The 19,563-nt window shown below is 40.5% G+C and carries 15 protein-coding genes; 13 read left to right on the top strand and 2 right to left on the bottom strand.

Annotated features, from left to right (window positions below; genetic code table 11):
- Positions 1-74: 74 nt before the first annotated feature.
- From ystJ to pyk, 6 genes are all read left to right on the top strand, one after another.
- Positions 75-1,313, top strand: coding sequence for an NADP-dependent malic enzyme (ystJ, locus tag ACIQCO_RS15505; RefSeq protein WP_400430076.1), 1,239 nt, complete (start codon positions 75-77; stop codon positions 1,311-1,313).
- An 8-nt stretch (positions 1,314-1,321) separates the two neighbouring features.
- Complete coding sequence (locus ACIQCO_RS15510; RefSeq protein ID WP_400430077.1) at positions 1,322-1,948, top strand: FadR/GntR family transcriptional regulator; 627 nt, start codon at positions 1,322-1,324, stop codon at positions 1,946-1,948.
- A 184-nt stretch (positions 1,949-2,132) separates the two neighbouring features.
- Positions 2,133-3,011, top strand: a complete 879-nt coding sequence (gene accD, locus ACIQCO_RS15515; protein ID WP_400430079.1) for an acetyl-CoA carboxylase, carboxyltransferase subunit beta — start codon at positions 2,133-2,135, stop codon at positions 3,009-3,011.
- Complete coding sequence (accA, locus tag ACIQCO_RS15520; protein ID WP_400430081.1) at positions 3,005-3,982, top strand: acetyl-CoA carboxylase carboxyl transferase subunit alpha; 978 nt, start codon at positions 3,005-3,007, stop codon at positions 3,980-3,982. The genes accD and accA overlap by 7 nt, the downstream gene beginning before the upstream one ends.
- 303 nt (positions 3,983-4,285) lie before the next feature.
- Positions 4,286-5,245 carry a 6-phosphofructokinase gene (pfkA, locus tag ACIQCO_RS15525; protein ID WP_400430083.1) on the top strand — a complete coding sequence of 320 codons (960 nt, stop codon included), beginning with the start codon at positions 4,286-4,288 and terminating at the stop codon, positions 5,243-5,245.
- A gap of 31 nt (positions 5,246-5,276) precedes the next feature.
- Positions 5,277-7,040, top strand: coding sequence for a pyruvate kinase (gene pyk / locus ACIQCO_RS15530; protein WP_400430084.1), 1,764 nt, complete (start codon positions 5,277-5,279; stop codon positions 7,038-7,040).
- A gap of 41 nt (positions 7,041-7,081) precedes the next feature.
- On the opposite strand, the gene ytvI is transcribed toward pyk, so the two are convergent.
- Complete coding sequence (ytvI, locus tag ACIQCO_RS15535; RefSeq protein ID WP_400430086.1) at positions 7,082-8,197, bottom strand: sporulation integral membrane protein YtvI; 1,116 nt, start codon at positions 8,195-8,197, stop codon at positions 7,082-7,084.
- Between the two features lie 684 nt (positions 8,198-8,881).
- On the opposite strand from ytvI, the gene citZ reads away from it, so the two are divergent.
- From citZ to ACIQCO_RS15555, 4 genes are all read left to right on the top strand, one after another.
- Positions 8,882-10,000, top strand: a complete 1,119-nt coding sequence (gene citZ, locus ACIQCO_RS15540) for a citrate synthase (RefSeq protein ID WP_400430088.1) — start codon at positions 8,882-8,884, stop codon at positions 9,998-10,000.
- 129 nt (positions 10,001-10,129) lie between these two features.
- The gene (icd, locus tag ACIQCO_RS15545) at positions 10,130-11,398 is read left to right on the top strand and encodes an NADP-dependent isocitrate dehydrogenase (RefSeq protein ID WP_066090746.1); all 1,269 of its coding nucleotides are present in this window, start codon (positions 10,130-10,132) and stop codon (positions 11,396-11,398) included.
- A 67-nt stretch (positions 11,399-11,465) separates the two neighbouring features.
- Positions 11,466-12,404, top strand: coding sequence for a malate dehydrogenase (mdh, locus tag ACIQCO_RS15550; RefSeq protein ID WP_400430091.1), 939 nt, complete (start codon positions 11,466-11,468; stop codon positions 12,402-12,404).
- Positions 12,405-12,487: 83 nt separating this feature from the next.
- The gene (locus ACIQCO_RS15555) at positions 12,488-12,964 is read left to right on the top strand and encodes a MaoC/PaaZ C-terminal domain-containing protein (protein ID WP_400430092.1); all 477 of its coding nucleotides are present in this window, start codon (positions 12,488-12,490) and stop codon (positions 12,962-12,964) included.
- A gap of 568 nt (positions 12,965-13,532) precedes the next feature.
- Here ACIQCO_RS15555 and ACIQCO_RS15560 read toward each other — a convergent pair.
- Positions 13,533-14,444, bottom strand: a complete 912-nt coding sequence (locus ACIQCO_RS15560; protein WP_400430093.1) for a nuclease-related domain-containing protein — start codon at positions 14,442-14,444, stop codon at positions 13,533-13,535.
- Positions 14,445-14,639: 195 nt separating this feature from the next.
- Here ACIQCO_RS15560 and ACIQCO_RS15565 point away from each other — a divergent pair, with 195 nt between their 5' ends.
- From ACIQCO_RS15565 to polA, 3 genes are read left to right on the top strand one after another with little or no spacing between them, the layout of a single operon-like run.
- Positions 14,640-15,356: a winged helix-turn-helix domain-containing protein gene (locus ACIQCO_RS15565; RefSeq protein ID WP_400430095.1), complete on the top strand. Its 717-nt coding sequence runs from the start codon at positions 14,640-14,642 to the stop codon at positions 15,354-15,356.
- The gene (gene pnpS / locus ACIQCO_RS15570; protein ID WP_400430097.1) at positions 15,353-16,777 is read left to right on the top strand and encodes a two-component system histidine kinase PnpS; all 1,425 of its coding nucleotides are present in this window, start codon (positions 15,353-15,355) and stop codon (positions 16,775-16,777) included. Before ACIQCO_RS15565 ends, pnpS begins: the two co-directional genes overlap by 4 nt.
- 5 nt (positions 16,778-16,782) lie before the next feature.
- A complete protein-coding gene (polA, locus tag ACIQCO_RS15575) occupies positions 16,783-19,419 on the top strand; it encodes a DNA polymerase I (RefSeq protein WP_400430099.1) in 2,637 nt (878 codons plus the stop codon).
- Positions 19,420-19,563 lie beyond the last annotated feature (144 nt).

Here is a 19,563-nt window from a genome sequence, read left to right on the forward strand (position 1 = left end):
TGACCACCAATGTTGGCTTGTTATTTAGCGGGATGTTCCGATTCTTTTTGTATAAATCAAAGGGGTGACATATCTTGACTTTACGTGAAGAAGCATTACATATGCATCGAATTAATAAAGGGAAGTTAGAGTCGAAATCAAAAGTTCCTGTCCGGAACGCTCATGATTTAAGTTTAGCCTATTCACCAGGTGTGGCAGAGCCATGTAAAGATATTTATGAAAAGCCAGAAACCGTTTATGATTATACCATGAAAGGAAACATGGTTGCGGTGGTAACTGATGGGACGGCCGTTCTCGGACTTGGTAATATTGGACCCGAAGCAGCACTTCCTGTAATGGAAGGTAAGGCAGTTCTATTTAAAAGCTTTGCCGGAGTTGATGCGTTTCCCATCTGTCTAAACACGACAGATGTGGATAAAATTGTTGAAACCGTAAAGTTACTGGAGCCTACATTTGGTGGTGTGAATCTGGAAGATATCGCTGCACCTAATTGTTTCGTGATAGAGGAACGATTGAAGAAGGAAGCGAATATTCCGATCTTTCATGATGACCAGCATGGTACAGCCATTGTCACCGTGGCCGGGCTTGTCAATGCTCTAAAAATTATCGACAAGAAAATAACCGAAATTAAAGTGATAGCAAGCGGTGCTGGTGCAGCCGGGATTGCGATTATTAAGTTGTTATATAGCTATGGTGTCAGAGACATCATTATGTGTGATACAAAAGGTGCCATTTACGAAGGACGCCCACAAGGGATGAATGCGGTAAAAGCAGAAGTAGCGAAATTTACTAATCGGGATAACCTGACAGGAAGTCTCGCTGATGTAATTAAAGGCGCTGATGTATTTATCGGAGTTTCGGTAGCTGGTGCGCTAACCAAAGAGATGGTAGCATCGATGAACCCGGATTCGATTATTTTTGCGATGGCTAATCCAGACCCTGAGATTATGCCGGATGAAGCGAAAGCAGCCGGAGCCAAAGTAGTTGGAACAGGCCGGTCTGATTTTCCAAATCAAGTAAACAATGTCCTGGCATTTCCTGGGATTTTCCGTGGGGCGCTTGATGTTCGCGCAACACATATAAATGAAAAAATGAAAGTAGCAGCAGTGGAAGCCATTGCCGGCTTAATCACTGAAGATGAGTTAAATGCTGACTATGTCATTCCAGCACCGTTTGACCCTCGAGTAGCCCCAAATGTAGCCGCAGCAGTAGCAAAGGCTGCGATGGAAACAGGGGTAGCCCGGATCAAAGTGGATCCGGAAGATATTAAAGAAAAAACACAAAGGCTCGCTATTATTGGTAAAAGTGAGTGATAAAGTAAGTGACGAATACAAAAGTATACTTAGAGATTGTAAAACAATTACGAGAAATGATTACTATAGATGGTCTAAAGACCGGAGATAAGATTCCATCAGAACGAGAACTGTCTGAGCGCCTGAATTTCGGGCGCTCTTCCGTTCGCGAAGCACTAAGGGCATTGGAATTGCTTGGTTTAATCGAAACACGTCGCGGCGAAGGGACGTTTATCAGAGACTTTCGCGGCAATCAGCTGGTGCAGCTCCTCAGCACCTTTATTTTGCAGGATGAAAAAGCAAAGCGGGATGTATTGGAGACAAAAAATATTATTGAGATGGATTGCCTGCGCTTAAGTATACAAAGAATGGACACGAGAAGCATAGCAAATTTACAAGAATGGGTAAAAACAGCAGACAATTTTAATGATGATGAGTTTTTTATTCGGATCATTGAGATGGCAAATAATCACCTATTCGCTAGAATTTGGCTAATTTTGAAGGATTATTACTATTCACTTGACTCTATTCCCATTGAGTATAACCGCGAGAATTATCAATTATTAATAGATGCTTTAGCAGAAAAGGATGAGGAAAAAACACTTTCTGCTTATTGTGCTCTCCGAAAATTGTCTTTTTTTATCGACAAATACTAACAGATTTTGAAATTATTTTATTTTATAGTGGAAGTTAAACAAGCCCTTGGGTAAGGGTATTTTTAATTGTCTAGTGGTCTGACCACTTCGTGGGTATAGAGTTGATAAAGGATAGAAAGACTTCTGAATAGAATTATCAGGAAAAACCTGCATTAGGCAGGGGTGTTACTAAGGAGGTTACATTTTGGCACTAAAAGATCTTTTTACGAAACCTAATCAAAAAAAGAAAAAATATGCAACAATACCTACAGAAACTGCTAAAAATGACGTACCTGAAGGAATCATGACTAAATGCCCTTCATGTAAAAAAATCATGTATACAAAGGAATTAGCGAAAAACTTTAAGGTTTGTCTACATTGCGGACACCATTTTCAAATGAATTCAAGAGAGCGGATTGATAGCTTTCTTGATGAAAACAGCTTTGAGGAGATCAATGAAAATATGATATCTAAAAATCCATTGGATTTCCCAGATTACCTTGAAAAGCTTGAAAAGGATCGCCAAAAAAGCAAATTAAATGAAGCAGTGGTTACAGGCATTGGAACTGTAAATGGTAATAAAATTGTCCTTGCGATCATGGATGCTTCGTTCCGAATGGGAAGTATGGGTTCAGTAGTCGGCGAAAAAATTACGCTAGCGGTAGAAAAAGCCGATGAACTTTCTGTACCGTTTATGATCTTTACTGCCTCCGGCGGAGCAAGAATGCAGGAAGGTGCCTTGAGTTTGATGCAAATGGCAAAGACAAGTGTTGCCTTAAAGAGGTTTAGTGAAAATGGCGGTTTGATTATTTCTATGATGACCTACCCGACAACAGGCGGTGTTTCTGCAAGCTTCGCGTCGCTGGGCGATTTCAACTTTGCTGAGCCAGAAGCATTAATCGGCTTTGCCGGCCGCAGAGTAATTGAACAATCCATTCGTGAAGAATTGCCTGCAGACTTTCAAACGGCTGAGTTTCTATTAAAGCATGGTCAGTTAGATGCAATCATTTCACGACTTGAATTAGTTGAAAAAATCACAAACATTTTAGAAATTCATCAACCAGGAGGTGAACTCGAATGGTAGGAGAATTGGAATTCGAACGCCCAATTGTAGAGTTAAGAAAGAAAATCAACGAAATAAAAGAGTTCACTAAAACAACAGATGTCGATTTAAGCTCAGAAATTGCCAAATTAGAGGTTCGGCTTGAAAAGCTAGAGGCAGATATATATTCCAATATTAAACCGTGGGATCGAGTGCAAATTGCTAGACATCCAGGCCGGCCGACAACATTGGACTATATTTCCTATTTATTTGATGGATTCTTTGAATGTCATGGCGACCGAAACTTCGCTGATGATGCAGCCATTGTTGGCGGAATAGCCAGGTTCAAGGGGCTTCCTGTTACCGTTATTGGCCATCAAAGAGGAAAAGATACGAAAGAGAATATTCGTAGAAATTTTGGCATGCCGCATCCCGAGGGCTACCGAAAAGCACTCCGTTTAATGAAACAGGCGGATAAATTTAAGCGCCCCATCATTTGTTTTATCGATACAAAAGGAGCTTACCCTGGTAAGGCCGCGGAAGAACGAGGTCAGAGTGAAGCGATTGCCCGCAATCTATTTGAAATGGCAGGCCTCAGGGTGCCAGTTATTTGTATTGTTATCGGCGAAGGCGGCAGCGGCGGTGCGCTGGCCCTTGGTGTTGGCAATCGGATATACATGCTTGAAAACTCAACCTACTCAGTAATTTCTCCTGAAGGAGCAGCAGCTATTTTGTGGAAAGATGCGGCCCTCGCCAAAAACGCGGCTGAAACAATGAAGATTACGGCACCTGACTTAAAAGAATTAGGTGTTATCGATGAGATTATTCCCGAGATCAAGGGTGGAGCTCATAAAGATGTGAAGCATCAGGCTGAAGAAATTGAAAAAGTACTGAAAACTTCACTGCAACAGCTGCTGAACCTTTCGGAAGAGGAATTAATTGCCGATCGGTATAATCGATTTAGGTCAATTGGTGAATATAGCTTAATAAATGATTATATTAGCGTTAATTAAAAAAATCGTGCTCATATGGGCACGATTTTTAAAATGGTTTCGTTCAAAAATTGTTCACAGAAATTTCTTTAAGATGTTGATGTTCACGCTTTCAAAGCCGGATAAAACGTTTTCAGTTCACTAACTATTCCGTCATTTGTAATTACTTATATGAATCGGTTGTTAAGGGCATATCTTCATGTTATTTTATAAATATTAGAAGCTTTTATGTGAATAATAGAAGTAGTTGTGAAAACAGCATCTTCTCTATCTTAATGATATTATATATATATGTTTTCATAATCTATGATTGAGGTGATACACATGAAAAAAATAGGGGTACTTACAAGCGGCGGCGACGCCCCGGGAATGAATCCGGCGATTCGGGCAGTTGTCCGGAAAGCAATATTTCATAATGTGGATGTGTATGGCATTTATGGAGGGTATTCAGGATTAATTTCCGGAAATATTAAGAAGCTTGAACTTGGTTCTGTTGGTGATATCATTCACAGGGGCGGAACGATGCTTCATTCGGCGCGGTGCATAGAATTTAAAACAAAAGAAGGGCAGCAAAAAGGTATTGAGCAGCTAAGGGCTCATGGAATCGAGGGACTTGTTGTTATCGGCGGGGATGGTTCCTACCGAGGAGCTAAAGCATTATCAGAGCAAGGATTTCCGTGCGTAGGTGTACCGGGAACAATTGATAATGATATTCCAGGCACAGAACTGACAATTGGATTTGACACTGCATTAAATACTGTCATCGATGCTATCGATAAAATTCGTGATACGGCTACATCCCACGAAAGAACCTTTGTCATCGAAGTAATGGGTCGGAACGCTGGTGACATTGCTCTATGGGCTGGACTTGCCGGCGGGGCTGAAACGATTTTAATTCCTGAAGAGAACTATGATATGAATGAAGTGGCGGAAAGGCTGCGCAGCGGCCAGGAACGCGGGAAAAAGCATAGTATCATTATTGTTGCTGAAGGTGTATGCAGCGGATATGAATTTGCCCGTCAGCTTGAAGAAGCAACCAGCTTTGAAACAAGAGTATCGGTATTAGGCCATATCCAGCGCGGCGGTTCCCCGACTGCGGCTGACAGAGTGCTTGCCAGCAGATTAGGTGCAAGAGCAGTCGAGCTTTTAATTGAAGGAAAAGGCGGCCGTGCAGTAGGAATAGAAAAGAATCAGCTAGCTGATTACGACATTAGTGACGCTCTAAATAAAAAACATACCTTGGATCTTGACTTGTTCAAACTATCAAAGGAATTATCTATTTAATTATTGTTTTAACCAAATAGGAGGCTTTAAAATGTTACGAAAAACGAAAATCGTTTGTACAATTGGTCCTGCTAGTGAAAGTGTAGAAAAATTAACTCAATTGATTAATGCAGGTATGAACGTTGCCCGCTTAAATTTTTCACATGGTGATTTTAAAGAGCATGGTGCCCGAATCGAAAATATCCGCGAAGCGTCAAGAATTACGGGGAAAACGGTGGCCATCCTGCTAGATACAAAAGGTCCGGAAATTCGGACAAACAATATGCAAAACGGTGCTATTGAGCTAAAGGCTGGCGAGAATGTAATTGTTTCCATGACAGAGGTCGAAGGAACAGTCGAGAAGTTTTCCGTTACATACCCTGGATTAATTGAAGATGTACATGTAGGCTCAAAAATTCTTTTAGACGATGGATTAATCGGTCTTGAAGTAATCGAAATAAATAAAGCAGCAAATGAAATTTCTACGAAAATTCTAAACAGCGGTACCTTGAAAAATAAAAAGGGTGTAAATGTTCCGGGTGTGTCCGTAAATCTGCCAGGGATTACAGAAAAGGATACACAGGATATTCTCTTTGGAATTGAACAAGGCGTTGATTTTATTGCGGCATCTTTCGTCCGCCGGGCAAAAGACGTGTTAGAAATCCGTCAGCTGCTGGAAGAAAACAACGCAGTATTTACACATATTATTCCTAAAATTGAAAACCAAGAAGGCGTAGATAACATTGATGAAATTTTAGAAATCTCTGATGGCCTGATGGTTGCCCGTGGCGATCTTGGAGTTGAAATCCCGGCTGAAGAGGTTCCGCTTGTTCAAAAAATGTTGATTAAGAAATGTAATGCCCTTGGAAAGCCAGTCATTACTGCTACACAAATGCTTGATTCAATGCAGCGGAATCCAAGACCAACTCGTGCGGAAGCAAGCGATGTAGCCAATGCCATTTTTGACGGGACAGATGCAATCATGCTTTCTGGTGAAACGGCTGCAGGGCTTTACCCAGTAGAAGCAGTTCAAACAATGAACAATATTGCTTCTAGAGCCGAGCAGGCATTAGAACACAAGGAAATTTTATCAAGCCGGAGAAAAGACACCGAACACAACCTAACAGATGCGATTGGCCAGTCTGTTGCACATACCGCTTTAAACTTAGATGTAAAATCAATCATTACCCCAACGGAAAGCGGTCATACAGCCAGGATGATTTCGAAGTACCGTCCGAAGGCAGCGATTGTTGCTGTAACAGCAAATGAACCCGTTTGCCGCCGTTTACAGCTTGTCTGGGGAGTCTATCCACGGCTTGGCAGAATCTGCACGACTACAGATGAAATGCTTGATATTGCCGTTGAGGAAAGCTTAAATAGCGGCATTGTAAAACGTGGCGATTTAGTCGTTATCACTGCAGGGGTTCCAGTTGGTGAAGCAGGAACAACAAATCTGATGAAGATTCATGTAGTCGGAGAAACAATCGCCAAGGCACAGGGAATTGGCCGCAAATCCGCTTTTGGTAAGGTGGTCCTTGCTCATGACGCAGAAGAGGCATTAAATAAGGTAAAGCCGGGTTCGATTCTTGTGACAATCGGTTCAGACCGTGACATGGTTCCAGCGATTGAAAAATGTGCTGCCCTCATTACCCAAGAAGGCGGGCTAACCAGCCATGCCGCTGTTGTTGGGTTGAATCTTGGCATCCCTGTGATTGTCGGCGTAGATCATGCTTTGGATTTGTTCAAAGATGGCCAAGAAATTACCGTTGATTCTGCTAGAGGTGTTATTTATAACGGCCACGCTAGTGTGTTGTAATCATTAAAAAAAGTCAGCTCCCGTATGGAAGCTGACTTTTTTTATACCTCTTTTCCTTTAATAAACGCCCAGGCATCATGAAAAACATTGGCGCGATAAAGGGTACTGATAATAACCAGAGTTACCGGACCGACAATTAATCCTAAAAAACCGATTGTTTTAAAACCGACAAATAACGCAATCAATGTTGCTAACGGATCTAAACCAATACTCGAAGAAAGAATCTTTGGCTCCATAACTTGTCTTTGGACGAGGACAATAATATAAAGAACACCGAGGCCAATGGCAAGGCCCATATTGCCGCTAATGGCTGTGTAAATAATCCATGGGACAAACACTAACCCTGTACCAAGATAGGGAAGAACATCAACAATCCCGGTAACAAGTGCAATCGTTATCGCATAATCGACACGAAGGACAAGTAAACCGATAAGGATAATCACCGTTGTAATCGAGATTAGGGTTAACTGTGCCTTAATAAAACCGAATAACGCCTTTTTTAAATCAATAAATACCGTTCTGCCGCTCGTTTTTGCCTTTTCAGGTAATAGTTTGCCGCCGAGTACCGATAATCGATACCAATCCTTGCTGATGAAAAAGGTAGCCAACAATGAAAATATCAGCACTGTTGCTGCATTCGGAAGCCAGGTTAAAATATTGGGAATGATTCCGAACAGATTCTTAATAAACGAGCCAGCAGTTGTTCCGATTTTCTGACCGATATTTTGAATATTACTACTAATTGTCTCTTTCTGTCCTGCTCCAAGCTTATTAAATAAACTTGTTAAATGATCATAGAGCGGAAGGATTTGAGCTGTAAAATAATCCTCAATATAGCCGATTAACGTATCCAGATGTTCAGGTACTACCGTAGCCAAATAGTTGGCACCCGTGACAATTTCAGCTACTAAAAGGGTAATTAACCCGGCAAATACGGCGAAAATAACGATAAGCGCAACAAAAACCGCAAGCACACGCGGCATTTTCCACTTCTTTTCAAAAAAGTTAACAAGCGGATTAATGAAAAAGGCAATAATCAGACCAATTAAAAATGGATACGTTAACGTAGATAAATAGTAAAAAAGGTACAGTGCAAGTATAACGCCGCCAACAACAAGTAAAAATCTCATTGTCTGGTATATGTACTTAAGATTCAAACTTCCGACCTCCTATTAAATAAGCTAGTTATTATAGTTTAACATTATATGAATGAGGCTGCATAATTTTCCAATAGGAAATTACCGCACCAATCATTATTACGATGTTTAGTGAGGAAAGTTTCAACTGAAAACAATAAAATCTTAGTCCGCTTTTTAATGATATTATGGTACGATAATTTAGGTGAAGGATGGATAGGTAAATGCTTAGTGAGTCAGTATTATTCTTATTACTTTTGGTAGGATTTATTGTCAAAAACGGCTCTTTAATGAAGAGTGTTGCGGAAGGCCCATTAATTGGGGCAGGCATTGCCTATGTAGCTATGAAAATTTTTAGGTTTTTTTAACTTGTTTTTTTGTAAAATAATATTTTTTTTGTATTTTTCCACTCCTTTTCGTTCACAAAAATTTGATAATTGTTTATAATAGGCTTGTAAGCGTATCCTTTTTTACATAAACCATATATATATGCTGATTTACTTGTAAAATAATTTTTTATTGCAAATGAAAGGGCATACAAGCAATTTGTATATGTCCCGAGCAATCGCTCAGTCAGCTAAACCGGGATATCCTTTGAAGGGAATACTGGGACAATTCGTTACGCCAATTCTTCCGGCTATTCATTGTGTTTTGTTTACAAAATTGGGCAATGGGGAATTTAGAAAGGTGAAGGAGAGATTTATTATGACAGTAACACGCGGTCTTGAAGGGGTAGTGGCAACAACGTCCTCAATCAGCTCTATTATTGATGACACGCTAACATATGTTGGCTATGACATTGACGATTTAGCTAAGAATGCCAGCTTTGAAGAAGTTATTTATTTGTTATGGCACCGTAAGCTGCCCAATGCAGAGCAATTGGCAGAATTGAAACAACAGCTTTCTGAAAACGCAGCACTTCCACCTGAAGTAATCGAGCATTTTAACATGTATCCGATTCAAAAGGTACATCCAATGGCAGCGCTTCGCTCAGCGGTTTCTTTATTGGGACTTTACGATGATGAAGCTGATGTAATGGATACTGAAGCCAACTACAGAAAAGCGATTCGACTTCAAGCGAAAATGCCTGCCATTGTTACGACATTTGCACGGGTTAGAAAGGGCCTTGAACCGATTGCTCCAAAACAGGATTTAAGCTATGCAGCTAATTTCCTTTACATGTTAACTGGGAAAGAGCCAGAGAAAATCGCAGTCGAAGCAATTGATAAAGCTCTTGTCTTACATGCAGACCATGAATTAAATGCTTCTACATTTACAGCCCGTGTTTGTGTGGCTACATTATCCGATGTTTATTCAGGAGTCACTGCGGCAATCGGAGCTCTTAAAGGACCACTGCACGGCGGCGCAAATGAAGCCGTCATGAAAATGCTGACTGAAATTGGTACGATTGAAAATGTTGAACCATATATTCACGGCAAACTTGAAAACAAAGAAAAAATCATGGGCTTCGGTCACAGAGTGTACCGCAAGGGAGACCCTCGTGCCAAGCATTTGAAAGAAATGTCAAAAAAATTAACCGAGCTGACTGGCGAACCGCATTGGTATGATATGTCAGTGAAAATTGAAAGCATCGTTACGGGTGAAAAGAAACTGCCGCCAAACGTAGATTTCTTTTCCGCATCTGTTTATCACAGCTTAGGCGTAGACCACGACTTAATGACACCAATCTTTGCTGTAAGTCGTGTTTCCGGATGGCTGGCCCATATTTTAGAGCAATATGAAAACAATCGTTTAATCCGTCCACGAGCAGAGTACACGGGTCCTGGAATGCAAAAATACATTCCAATCGAGCAAAGAGGTTAATATTTTACTTTTATTAATATTATTGATGTAATAGTATTGAATGAAAAGGTTAGAGGCTCTGGCTCTCTAACCTTTGATTCAGTCATTTGCACGACAAAGGGTTTTTACATAATAGGAGGGAGAACAACTATGTTAGGCGAAAAAATCACGGTTAAAGATGGAGTATTAAATGTACCAAACAATCCAATTATCCCGTTTATTGAAGGGGACGGTATCGGTCCAGATATTTGGGCTGCTTCTGAGAGAGTTTTAAATGCAGCGGTTGAAAAAGCCTATAAGGGTGAACGTAAATTAGTATGGAAAGAAGTTTTAGCAGGTGAAAAGGCATTTAACCAAACAGGTGAATGGCTCCCATCAGCAACACTTGATGAAATCAATGAATATTTGATTGCCATTAAAGGACCACTAACTACCCCTGTCGGCGGCGGAATTCGTTCCTTGAACGTTGCACTAAGACAAGAGTTAGACTTGTTTGTTTGCTTACGTCCTGTAAGATGGTTTGAAGGTGTTCCTTCACCGGTTAAGCGTCCGCAAGATACAGATATGGTCATCTTCCGTGAAAATACTGAAGATATTTATGCTGGAATCGAGTATGAAAAAGGCACAGAGGCAGTCAAAAAGGTTATCGACTTCCTTCAAAACGAAATGGGTGTTAATAAAATCAGGTTCCCTGAAACGTCCGGTATTGGTATTAAACCTGTTTCTGAAGAAGGTACAACTCGTCTTGTACGTGCAGCTATTAACTATGCGATAAAAGAAGGCCGTAAATCCGTTACACTCGTGCATAAAGGAAATATCATGAAATTCACTGAAGGCGCGTTTAAAAATTGGGGTTATGAGCTTGCTGAAAAGGAATTTGCCGATAAAGTCTTTACATGGGCTCAATATGACCGGATTAAGGCAGAGCAAGGATCAGATGCTGCGAACAAGGCGCAATCTGATGCAGAAGCTGCTGGAAAAATCATCGTGAAAGATGCAATCGCTGATATTTTCTTGCAGCAAATTCTTACTCGCCCACGTGAGTTTGATGTTGTGGCTACAATGAACTTAAACGGCGACTTCATTTCAGATGCACTTGCAGCACAAGTTGGCGGCATCGGAATTGCTCCGGGAGCTAACATCAACTATGAAACAGGGCATGCTATTTTTGAAGCGACACATGGTACTGCACCTAAATATGCAGGTCTTGATAAAGTAAATCCTTCATCTGTCATCTTATCAGGTGTATTAATGCTTGAACACTTAGGCTGGACTGAAGCAGCTACTATGGTTATTAAATCAGTAGAAAAAACAATTGCATCTAAAGTTGTTACTTATGACTTTGCCCGCTTAATGGATGGAGCAACAGAGGTAAAAACTTCTGAGTTTGCTGATGAACTAATTAAGAATATGGAATAAGAAAAGCTGGGGCTTATTTTAAGCCCCGACTTGGATCATTAATATATGCGTAAAAGGGGAGAGTCATATGTCATTAAAACGTAAAAAAGTTTCTGTAATCGGCGGCGGTTTTACTGGTGCCACAACTGCATTTTTACTTGCACAAAAAGAGCTTGGAAATGTTGTTTTAGTTGATATCGCTCCAATGGAAAACCCTACAAAAGGTAAAGCGCTAGATATGCTTGAAGCTGGTCCTGTTCAAGGCTTTGATGCCTCAATTTCGGGAACTTCTAATTACGAAGATACCCGCGATTCGGATATCGTTGTGATTACTGCCGGAATTGCACGTAAACCAGGCATGAGCCGTGACGATTTAGTGCAAACCAACCAAAAAGTAATGAAAAGTGTAACGCAAGAGATTGTGAAATATTCTCCAAATTGTACGATTCTTGTGTTAACAAACCCTGTTGATGCGATGACTTATACTGTATTTAAAGAATCAGGTTTCCCTAAGAACCGTGTAATTGGTCAATCAGGCGTTCTTGATACAGCTCGTTTCCGTACATTTGTGGCTCAGGAATTAAATCTATCGGTTAAAGATATTACTGGATTTGTTTTAGGCGGACACGGTGATGATATGGTGCCGCTTGTACGTTATTCCTATGCCGGTGGGATTCCATTAGAAACACTAATTCCTAAAGACCGCTTGGAAGCAATTGTTGAACGGACAAGAAAAGGCGGCGGCGAAATCGTTAACCTTCTTGGGAACGGCAGTGCTTACTATGCACCTGCAGCTTCATTGGTAGAAATGTGTGAAGCGATTTTGAAAGACCAACGTCGTGTGTTACCATCGATTGCGTACCTTGAAGGGGAATTTGGTTATGAAGGTATCTACCTTGGAGTACCAACCATCCTTGGTGCAAACGGGATTGAAAAAGTAATCGAGCTAGAGCTTACTGCAGACGAGAAAGCAGCCTTAGACAAGTCTGTTGAATCCGTTCGCGGTGTTATGGAAGTATTAGCTTAATTTTTTAGAAATTCGGGGCCTTTTTAGGGTCCCCGGATTTTTTTCGATTTAATAATGAAATCGCTTTCAGTGAGGTGTGTTGGATGCTTTTAGGAAAAAAAAGAAAGCTTGGCCGAAAGATTGATGAAATAACGGTTGGTGAAAAGTTATCCTTGACGGAGAAAATCGAAGATAAGGATCTTCTGCTATATTTAGGATTAACTGATGACGCGAACCCTCTTTACATACAACATGACTATGCGTCACAGACGCCATTTGAAAAACCGATTGTTCCAAGTATCATGCTAACAGGGATGATTACCTCTGCTATCTCAAAATATTTACCCGGACCGGGAAGCCATATATTAAGCCAGGAAATTGAATTCACTAAGCCTGTCTATCATTACGGAACCGTCGAGTTTTTGTTTGAGGTGATTGAAGTAAATAATGGTGAGCATACTGTAGTTATCAATGTTACTGGTGCGAATGAAAAAAATGAAACGGTGATTGATGGGAAAGTAAAAGTGTGCCCGCCACATCGTTTGGAAGAATTCCATGGCAAGGCATTGGAGAACTTTTAATTACCCATATTTTGTTCCAGAGAGCGGTTCTTAGTGCCCGAAAAGAAGGGAAATGCCGTCTCCCGGTCACAGAGACCGGTTCTTAGTGCCCAAAAGGAAGGGAAATGACGCCGACCGGTCACAGAGACCGGTTCTTAGTGCCCAAAAGGAAGGGAAATGCCGCCACCCGGTCACAGAGAGCGGTTCTTAGTGCCCGAAAGGAAGGGAAATGCCGCCACCCGGTCACAGAGAGCGGTTCTTAGTGCCCGAAAAGAGGGAAAAAGCCGTCTCCCGGTCACAGAGAGCGGTTCTTAGTGCCCGAAAAGAAGGGAAATGCCTCCACCCGGTCACAGAGAGCGGTTCTTAGTGCCCGAAAGGAAGGGAAATGCTGCCACCCGGTCACAGAGAGCGGTTCTTAGTGCCCGAAAGGAAGGGAAATGCTGCCACCCGGCACAGAGAGCGGTTCATAGTGCCCGAAAGAAAGGAAAAAGCTGTCTCCCGGTCACTAAAACTTATTTTTAGTGACCGAGAAGTATGAGTAACACTATTAAAATCAGTGGAAAACAAAAGATATGCCATTTTTTCAATTTCACTCGAAATAGCAATGCCTGCTCGCCCCGATTGCTTTAAAGTTGTCCTTAAGGATTGTTCTAATTACCTTTTTAGACACGATCCCCCCGCACCACTCATAAACAATATTAGTAGTAATTCTCCTATCCGGAAACAGTATCTTTATTTCTCTCGCACATCGCAAAACTGCAGATTCAATCTTTTCCTCACAACCGCAATCATCACAAATTAATTTCCTTCCACTGGCGGGAACATCAATCTTAAACGAATAGCACACCTTGCAAGTAACACCTTTACGCACACCACAAAAATCATAAGCTGGTAACTTAGTAAAAGGTGATTGCGTTTGGTGTAAAGAAACCAGCTTGTCAGCAAGCGCCTTGTGACGGTAAGTTAAATTTGATGGCTGCGCATCTAATTTTTTCATAAAGGTATTTAGCTGTGTCGGGAAAATAAAGGGTTCATTTAGAGGAGCCTGATATAAGGTAAACTCGGGGTTGATAAACACTACGAATCCCTCGATGGCAAAATTATACCCATGCTTTTGGAGTAATTGGCCAAGCAAGAATTTGCTGCGTTTCAATTGGTCTAGTGGATTCTTATAATGCTTTCTAAAAACCGTTTCAAGTCTGTCGGGTTTATAAATAAAATCACCTTGAAAATTTTTTACATCTATAAGGTAATATATTCCTTGGAAAATAATTGAAGTATCAAGTTGGAAAGGTGAATTGTCTATTTCGAGCTGCAAGTCGTTTAAAATTAAGCCATTACTTTGAAGCTTTTCCGTCAATAGATCAAATTGAAGCTCCCCTTCATAGCCTTTTTCCTTGTTTAAATAATACTTCTTCATCTCTGTTGCTAAATCCATTCGTATGTTTAATATTCGTAATTTTAATAATTCAATAGGTGTAGTGCGAGGCTTGTAAGCCATATTCCACTTCCTTCCTAATTACCTAAGTCCATTGTACAAAAAATAAAGCTGCGGTCCGAACCGAACCATGACTAATTTGTTAACTTTAATAAAAAAATCCCACCAATTACCCCTTTTTCTTATACCAGTCCGTAAAACTAGATAACCCTATTCCTTAAAGATATAATGAAGGTATCTTGAATTGCGGGGGATCGTATGAAAAATAAAGTACTTGTTGTTGATGATGAGCAATCGATTGTAACCTTACTTCAATATAATTTTGAACAGGCGGGATATGATGTTATCACGGCAATGGATGGACAAGAAGGAAAAAAATTAGCTGAAACTGAGTCACCCGATATGATTGTGCTAGATCTAATGCTGCCAAATTTAGATGGGATGGAAGTTTGCAAACAGCTTCGCCAAAAGGGGATTATGACTCCAATATTAATGTTAACGGCAAAAGATGATGAATTCGATAAAATACTAGGGCTCGAGCTTGGCGCTGACGACTACATGGTTAAACCATTCAGTCCCAGAGAAGTGATTGCCCGTGTAAAGGCCATCCTAAGAAGAACCCAGGTTCAACCGGAGGCAGTTGAAGAAAACGATAATAATGAGGAAAAAATTGAAATAGGGAAGTTAACTATCTATCCCGAAAAATATGAAGCCTATTTCCAAGCCCAGCAATTAGAATTGACTTTAAAGGAATTTGAATTACTGCTTTATCTCGCCAAAAATAAAGGTCGGGTATTAACTAGGGATCAATTACTCAGCGCTGTTTGGAATTATGATTTTGCTGGCGATACTAGAATTGTTGATGTACATATCTCACATTTACGTGAGAAAATTGAAGAAGATACGAAGAAGCCGGCCTATATAAAAACCATGCGCGGTCTCGGTTATAAAATGGAGGAGCTTAAAGGGGAATGACAAAATTCCGAACAAGACTTCTAATTACGTTAATTACCTTAATTAGTACTGTATTAGTTGGATTAGGAATATTGCTTGGCCAGATATTCAAAATTGATTTCTTAGATTCACTTAATGAAACTCTCCAATTGGAAATCTGGTGGAGTCTTTTGATTATTCTTGGGATTGCAGTGGTCGTCATTATTTTTCTAGGATTTAGAATTACCTCTAGATATACAAAACCGATTAAATCGGCAACAGATGTTGCAATCGAATTAGCAAATGGAAATTACCGGGCCAGAACAAAGGTTGAGCGATTGGATGATGCAGGAATGTTGGGTACCTCCATCAATATGCTGGCTGAAAATCTTCAAGAACTGACAAAAGCACATGAAATGCAGCAGGATCGCTTGACCGCTTTAATTGAAAATATGGGGTCAGGGTTAGTATTAATTGACAGCCGCGGGTACATAAATCTCATTAATAAAGGTTATAGTGATATTTTTCATGTGAAAACAACTGATTATTTATCAAAGCTTTATTATGAGGTAATTGATGATGAAGAAATTTGCTGTATCGTCGCTGAGGTGTTCCGGACAGAACAGATGGTAAGTAAACAGCTGCATATTCCATTAGTCATCGAAAGAAAATATTTTGTTGTATACGGCATTCCTATTATTGGAACAAACAATGTATGGAAAGGTGTTTTGCTCGTATTCCACGATATTACCGAACTAAAAAAGCTCGAGCAAGTGCGCAAGGATTTTGTCGCCAATGTTTCACACGAACTTAAAACTCCAGTTACATCTATTAAAGGATTTACAGAGACTCTCTTGGATGGTGCAATGAACAATCAAGAAACGTTAGAAGCATTTCTGTCGATTATTTTAAAAGAAAGTGACAGGCTGCAATCGCTCATTCATGATTTATTAGAACTATCTAAAATTGAGCAGCAAGGCTTTGAATTAACACTCCAGCAAGTCGATTTGCATCCAATGCTCGAAGAAGTCATTGCCCTTCTGTCTGGAAAAGCAGAAGCGAAGAATGTTGCCCTTGAATTTTACAGTAAGGAGGAGCATGTACTCATTAACGTTGACGTTGATCGTTTAAAGCAGGTGTTTATCAATTTAATTGGTAATGCGATTACGTATACGCCATCTGGAGGAAATGTGAAAATCATCCTTCTTGACTATGAGCGAAATGTGCGGATTCATGTTAAAGATTCGGGAATTGGAATAAAAAAGGAAGAAATTCCTCGCATCTTTGAACGATTTTATCGAGTGGACCGGGATAGAAGCCGTAATTCCGGAGGCACAGGACTCGGCTTAGCGATTGTTAAACATTTAGTTGAAGCACATCATGGAAAAATTAGTGTAAAAAGTGATGTCGGTGAAGGTAGTGAGTTTATTCTAGAACTCGACAAAAAGATTTTGGAAGGGTGAACGAGGTGGAAAAGAAAAAGCTTGTACTTATAGATGGGAATAGTATTGCCTACCGTGCTTTTTTTGCACTCCCCCTGCTTAATAACGATAAAGGAATACATACCAACGCGGTATACGGTTTTACAATGATGCTGATGAAAATTTTGGAGGATGAAAAACCAACCCACATGCTTGTCGCATTTGATGCCGGAAAAACGACCTTTCGTCATAAAACCTTTACTGAGTACAAAGGCGGGAGGCAGAAAACCCCGCCAGAACTATCAGAGCAATTTCCGTTCATTCGTGAACTATTAGACGCATACGGGATTTCGAGATATGAGCTTGAAAATTACGAGGCGGATGACATTATCGGAACTCTTTCTTTAACCGCGGAAAAAGATGGCTTTGAGGTAAAAGTGATCTCCGGGGACAAGGACTTAACGCAGCTTTCCTCTCCTGCTACAACCGTAGGAATCACCCGTAAAGGGATTACCGATATTGAAGAATATACCCCCAAGCATATTGGCGAAAAATACGGCCTGACTCCCGAACAAATTATCGATATGAAGGGTTTAATGGGCGATGCGTCGGATAATATCCCCGGTGTTCCAGGAGTCGGTGAAAAGACCGCTATAAAGCTGTTAAAAGAGTTTTCAACGCTGGAAAATTTGTTAAACTCAATTGATCAAGTTGCGGGGAATAAGCTGAAGGAAAAGCTAGAGGAATTTAAAGATCAGGCAATCATGAGTAAAGAACTCGCGACAATCGAGCGCCAAGCGCCTGTGGAAGTAGATTTAGATGCGATTTCCTATGAAGGGTTTACGAGGGAAAAATTAATCGTCTTATATAAAGAATTAGGCTTTCATTCATTATTGGACAAATTAGGCGAAAACACAGCTGTAACGGAGGAGCCGGAGCTTGAAGAGGTTGACTATATTATCCCTATTGAAATAACAGAAGAAATTTTTGCCGATGACAATTATTTCTATGTGGAAATGCTTGACGATAATTATCATTATGCTGATATAATCGGTTTTTCCCTTGTAAATGAAAAAGGAAATTTCTACTTGCCAACGGATCTTGTGTTAAAATCAGAAGTTTTTAAAAGATGGGCGGAAGATGAAGGAATCAAGAAAACGGTTTATGATGCGAAGCGTTCGGAGGTTTCTTTAAGAAGATATGACATCCATTTAAAAGGGGCTGATTTTGATATTTTGATGGCTTCCTATCTCATTAATCCTTCCGAAAATATTGAAGACCTTGCCGCCATCGCTAACAGATACGATCTCCATAATATTCAGCCGGATGAATCGTTTTATGGGAAAGGTGCGAAACGAAGGGTCCCCGATGCTGCTAAACTTGCCGAACATCTGATTCGTAAAGGACTTGCCATGTCCGATTTAAGAGAAAAACTCGAAGATGAATTAAGACGTAATGAGCAATATGAATTATTTACGGAACTTGAAATGCCTTTATCACTTATTTTAGCTGATATGGAATCATGCGGAATCAGGGTTGAGCAAGAACGCCTCCAGATGATGGGAAAAGAGCTAAATGAGCGATTAATTGAAATTGAAGAGAAAGTTTGTGAATTAGCTGGTGAGAAATTTAATATTAACTCACCAAAGCAGCTAGGAGTTATCTTGTTTGAAAAACTTGGGCTGCATTCATTTAAGAAAACGAAAACAGGTCATTCAACTTCTGCAGATGTGTTAGAAAAATTAGCAGGCGATCATGAAATTATAGAGCATATTCTGCTATACCGGCAGCTGGGGAAGCTACAGTCTACTTATATTGAGGGACTGCTTAAAGTCATTAATCCAAAAACGGAAAAAATCCATACAAGATATCAACAGACATTAACTGCGACGGGCCGGCTGAGCTCGATAGACCCTAATTTGCAAAATATCCCGATTCGTCTGGAGGAAGGCCGAAAGATTCGTCAGGCCTTTGTTCCGTCGGAAAAAGGCTGGGTCATTTTTGCCGCTGACTACTCGCAGATTGAACTTCGGGTCCTGGCCGACATCGCTGGCGATGAAAAGCTGATTCAAGCCTTTAAGGATGATCTGGACATCCATACGAAGACAGCGATGGAGGTCTTCCACGTTGAAAAAGATGAGGTAAACTCAAACATGCGACGCCAGGCAAAGGCTGTTAACTTTGGTATTGTCTATGGAATTAGTGATTATGGTCTTTCCCAATCCTTGGGGATTACAAGGAAAGAAGCCGGTCAATTTATTGAGCGTTACCTTGATACTTATCCGGGTGTGAAGGAGTATATGGATGACATTATTCATTCAGCCAGACAAAAAGGGTATGTGACCACCCTAATGCAAAGAAGACGGTACATCCCTGAAATTACTGCCCGTAATTTTAACATTAGAAGCTTTGCGGAAAGAACAGCGATGAACACCCCAATTCAAGGCAGTGCCGCCGACATTATTAAAAAAGCAATGATAGACATGGACGAAGCATTAAAGGATAAAGGCTTAAAAACCAGGCTGTTATTGCAGGTGCACGATGAATTGATTTTCGAGGCTCCAGAAGACGAAGTGGAGAATCTTAAAAGCTTAGTTCCTTTAGTGATGGAGAATGCCCTTGAATTAAAAGTACCATTGAAAGTGGACTATTCTTACGGCCCAACCTGGTTTGACGCGAAATAAATATACAGCAAAGGGGGCACCTCTAAATGCCAGAACTGCCTTTATATCTCCCAAAAACTGTGTAACATTAAAAAAACGTCCAGAATCCTTATATGATAGGATTCTGGACGTTTTTTTGTTGTGTAAAAAGATAAAAAGTAAGGG

The sequence above is a fragment of the Neobacillus sp. NPDC093127 genome, from assembly GCF_044754175.1.
In the GTDB taxonomy this organism is placed as follows: Bacteria; Bacillota; Bacilli; order Bacillales; family Cytobacillaceae; genus Neobacillus.

Bases quoted from the DNA above. Each gene is read 5' to 3' on its own strand.
- accA (WP_400430081.1), top strand. From the start codon at position 3,005: ATGGTAGGAGAATTGGAATTCGAACGCCCAATTGTAGAGTTAAGAAAG.
- pfkA (WP_400430083.1), top strand. From the start codon at position 4,286: ATGAAAAAAATAGGGGTACTTACAAGCGGCGGCGACGCCCCGGGAATG.
- pyk (WP_400430084.1), top strand. From the start codon at position 5,277: ATGTTACGAAAAACGAAAATCGTTTGTACAATTGGTCCTGCTAGTGAA.
- citZ (WP_400430088.1), top strand. From the start codon at position 8,882: ATGACAGTAACACGCGGTCTTGAAGGGGTAGTGGCAACAACGTCCTCA.
- icd (WP_066090746.1), top strand. From the start codon at position 10,130: ATGTTAGGCGAAAAAATCACGGTTAAAGATGGAGTATTAAATGTACCA.
- mdh (WP_400430091.1), top strand. From the start codon at position 11,466: ATGTCATTAAAACGTAAAAAAGTTTCTGTAATCGGCGGCGGTTTTACT.
- ACIQCO_RS15555 (WP_400430092.1), top strand. From the start codon at position 12,488: ATGCTTTTAGGAAAAAAAAGAAAGCTTGGCCGAAAGATTGATGAAATA.
- ACIQCO_RS15560 (WP_400430093.1), bottom strand. From the start codon at position 14,444: ATGGCTTACAAGCCTCGCACTACACCTATTGAATTATTAAAATTACGA.
- ACIQCO_RS15565 (WP_400430095.1), top strand. From the start codon at position 14,640: ATGAAAAATAAAGTACTTGTTGTTGATGATGAGCAATCGATTGTAACC.
- pnpS (WP_400430097.1), top strand. From the start codon at position 15,353: ATGACAAAATTCCGAACAAGACTTCTAATTACGTTAATTACCTTAATT.